The 2,886-nt window shown below is 66.6% G+C and carries 3 protein-coding genes and 1 pseudogene; 2 read left to right on the forward strand and 2 right to left on the reverse strand.

The window, feature by feature from the left end:
* Together mmsB and JOZ00_RS05585 are read left to right on the forward strand one after the other, a co-directional pair.
* The coding region (gene mmsB / locus JOZ00_RS05580) for a 3-hydroxyisobutyrate dehydrogenase (RefSeq protein ID WP_293340882.1) at positions 1-784 on the forward strand (784 nt) is incomplete at its 5' end.
* A 118-nt stretch (positions 785-902) separates the two neighbouring features.
* Positions 903-2,156, forward strand: coding sequence for an HNH endonuclease signature motif containing protein (locus JOZ00_RS05585; RefSeq protein ID WP_293340885.1), 1,254 nt, complete (start codon positions 903-905; stop codon positions 2,154-2,156).
* 62 nt (positions 2,157-2,218) lie between these two features.
* On the opposite strand, the gene JOZ00_RS05590 is transcribed toward JOZ00_RS05585, so the two are convergent.
* Positions 2,219-2,725 (reverse strand): MarR family transcriptional regulator, encoded by a 507-nt coding sequence (locus JOZ00_RS05590; protein WP_293340888.1) that lies wholly within the window; start codon positions 2,723-2,725, stop codon positions 2,219-2,221.
* Between the two features lie 8 nt (positions 2,726-2,733).
* A pseudogene (locus JOZ00_RS05595) lies at positions 2,734-2,886 on the reverse strand (aminotransferase); the annotation flags it as partial.

A 2,886-nucleotide genomic window follows, 5' to 3' on the forward strand; every position in this document is an offset into this window, starting at 1 on the left:
TCCGGTGCCCGCGGCGCTGTCCGCCGCGACCGCCACCGGCGTCACCGGTTTCGACAACGCCACCGACGCGGTCGCCGGCTCGGACGTCGTCATCACAATGCTGCCCAATGGCGAATTGGTGAAACGCTGTTACACCGAGATTCTGCCTGCCGCGCGACCGGGCGCGCTGTTCATCGACAGCTCCACGATCTCGGTCAACGATGCCCGCGAAGTGAATTCGCTGGCGGAATCGCACGGCGTTGCTCAACTCGATGCGCCCGTCTCGGGCGGAGTGAAGGGCGCGGTCGCGGGGACATTGGCTTTCATGGTGGGCGGTGACGAGACCGCCCTGCAACGGGCGCGGCCGGTGCTGGAACCCATGGCGGGCAAGATCATTCACTGCGGCGCGGCCGGGGCGGGTCAGGCCGCCAAGGTGTGCAACAACATGGTGCTGGCGGTGGAGCAGATCGCGATCGGTGAGGCGTTCCTGCTGGCCGAGAAGCTCGGGCTGTCGGCGCAATCCCTGTTTGACGTCATCACCGGCGCGACCGGCAACTGCTGGTCCGTGCACACCAATTGCCCTGTGCCCGGCCCGGTTCCGACATCGCCGGCCAACAACGACTTCAAGCCGGGCTTTGCGACTGCGCTGATGAACAAGGACCTGGGTCTGGCGATGGACGCGGTGACCTCAACCGGGTCCGCCGCCCCGCTGGGTACGCACGCCGCCGACATCTACGCCAAATTCGCGGCGGACCACGCCGATAAGGACTTCAGCGCCGTCATCGAGATGCTGCGCGACAGCTGAAGGATGCAGTGATAGCGGCGTCTTGCTGCCAATAAGGCTGTACCGCTTAGCAGATGGATCACGCCCGGCACGGATCGGCATCCAAAACTTGTCGTACCCGGCTGCAATGATGAAAGCCATGTCCTCAACCGCATCGCCTCCCGCGGCGGTAAGCCCTGCGCAGCGTCTGGAGGTGTTGTTCGAGGAGTTGGCAGAGTTGACCGGTCAGCGCAACGCGATTGATGGACGCATCGTGGAGATCGTGGCCGAGCTGGATCGCGATGAGCTGTGCGGCGCCACGGGCGCGCGGTCGGTAGCCGCATTGGTGGCCTGGAAGCTCGGCGCGTCATCGGGAAACGCCCATACGATCACCACCATCGCGCGCCGGCTGAAGGAGTTCCCGCGCTGCGTCCAAGGCATGCGAGAGGGCCGACTGTCGCTGGATCAGGTCGGCGTCATCGCGGCGCGGGCCGGCGAGGGATCTGATGAGCATTACGCGGAGTTGGCCCGGGTCGCTACGGTCAATCAGCTGCGCACCGCGGTCCAGCTGGAACCGCGACCCGAACCCGATTCTCGGCCTACACCCCAGCCCTCAATCACCACGACCCGCACCGAGGAGTTCACCTGTTGGCGGATCGCGCTTCCGCACCTGGACGCGGCGAAGTTCGACGCGGCGCTGGCTTCTCATCGTGATGCGCTGATCGCCCAGTGGACGCACGAACGCGGCGACGGCGAGCGCGCATCAGTCCAGCGGCCCCCGTTGCCCACCACCGCCGAGGCGTTTATGCGCCTGGTCGAGGCCGGATGGGACGCCGAGGCGGCCCGCCGGCCACACGGACATCACACCACCGTGGTGGTGCACGTCGACGTCGAACAGCCCGCTGCGGCACTGCATTTGGGTCCGCTGCTCACCGACGCCGAGCGCCAATACCTGACCTGTGATGCCACCTGTGAAGTCTGGTTCGAACGTGACGGCAAGGTTATCGGTGCCGGCCGGGCGACCCGCCTAATCAAACGGCGGCTTCGCCGCGCCCTCGAGCACCGCCACCGCACGTGTGCGGTTCCCGGTTGCGGGGCCACGCGCGGCCTGCACGCCCATCACATCCGGCACTGGGAAGACGGTGGCCCCACCGAGTTGGCTAACCTGGTGCTGCTATGCCCTTATCACCACCGGCTGCACCACAGCGGCGGCATCACCATCAACGGACCCGCAGAGGCTCTCATCGTCACCGACAGCGCTGGCCGATTACTCAGCGCGGGATCGCTGGCGCGCCCACCAACTCAACCCCCGTCCACCGTCCCACCGTGCCCGGGACCCACCGGCGAACGCGCCGACTGGTGGTGGTACGAACCCTTCCAACTCCAGACCCATCCGCCACCAACAAACAACTAGATTGGTCACCGGGCTCATTGCTGAACTCAAATGAGTTGCAGCATTGAGGACTTCGCCGCAGACTAGAAATCCCCCGCGTTGCGCCGCAACGTTTCGATCGACGTCACCAGTGCCTGCGAGTCGTTGTCGGACATCCCGGTGTCGGCGAACACCTGCTTGTTGAGCGTGACGGTGGCGTCCTCCACGGTGGAGCGGCCCAGCTCGGTGATCTGCACCAACGTCGTGCGCCCGTCGGTGGGGTGCGGCACCCGCTGCACCAGCCCGTCGGCCTCCAGCCGGCGGATCGCGTGGGTGACGCTCGTGACGTGAACCTGAAGCCGGTCCGACGCCTTGGTGATGGGCAACGCTCCCGACCGGCTGAACGCCAGCAGCCGCAACAACTCGAACCGGGAGAAGCTCAAGTCGTACGGGCGCAGCGCCGTCTCGACGCGGGCCAGCAGGATTTGATGCGCACGCATCACCGAGGTCACCGCGACCATGCCCTGCGCCACGTCGCCCCAACCGGAGCGTTCCCAGTTGTCGCGTGCCGCAGCGATCGGATCACGTTTTTGAGGTCGTGAGGCAGCCACGCCCTTTCTTACCGCACTTGGACCGCCTGCGGGGCCTTTCCCAACGCCGACAGCACCGCCAGCGTCGACGCGCGGTCGCCCACGGTAATCCGCGCCGCGCCGTCCGCGTAGTACCGCACACGGAGCCCGCTGTCGCCGAGAACCTCACGCCACCGCCGACC

It is taken from the genome of Mycobacterium sp. (genome assembly GCF_019243155.1).
Taxonomy (GTDB): domain Bacteria; phylum Actinomycetota; class Actinomycetes; order Mycobacteriales; family Mycobacteriaceae; genus Mycobacterium.

Bases quoted from the DNA above. Each gene is read 5' to 3' on its own strand.
- JOZ00_RS05585 (WP_293340885.1), top strand. From the start codon at position 903: ATGTCCTCAACCGCATCGCCTCCCGCGGCGGTAAGCCCTGCGCAGCGT.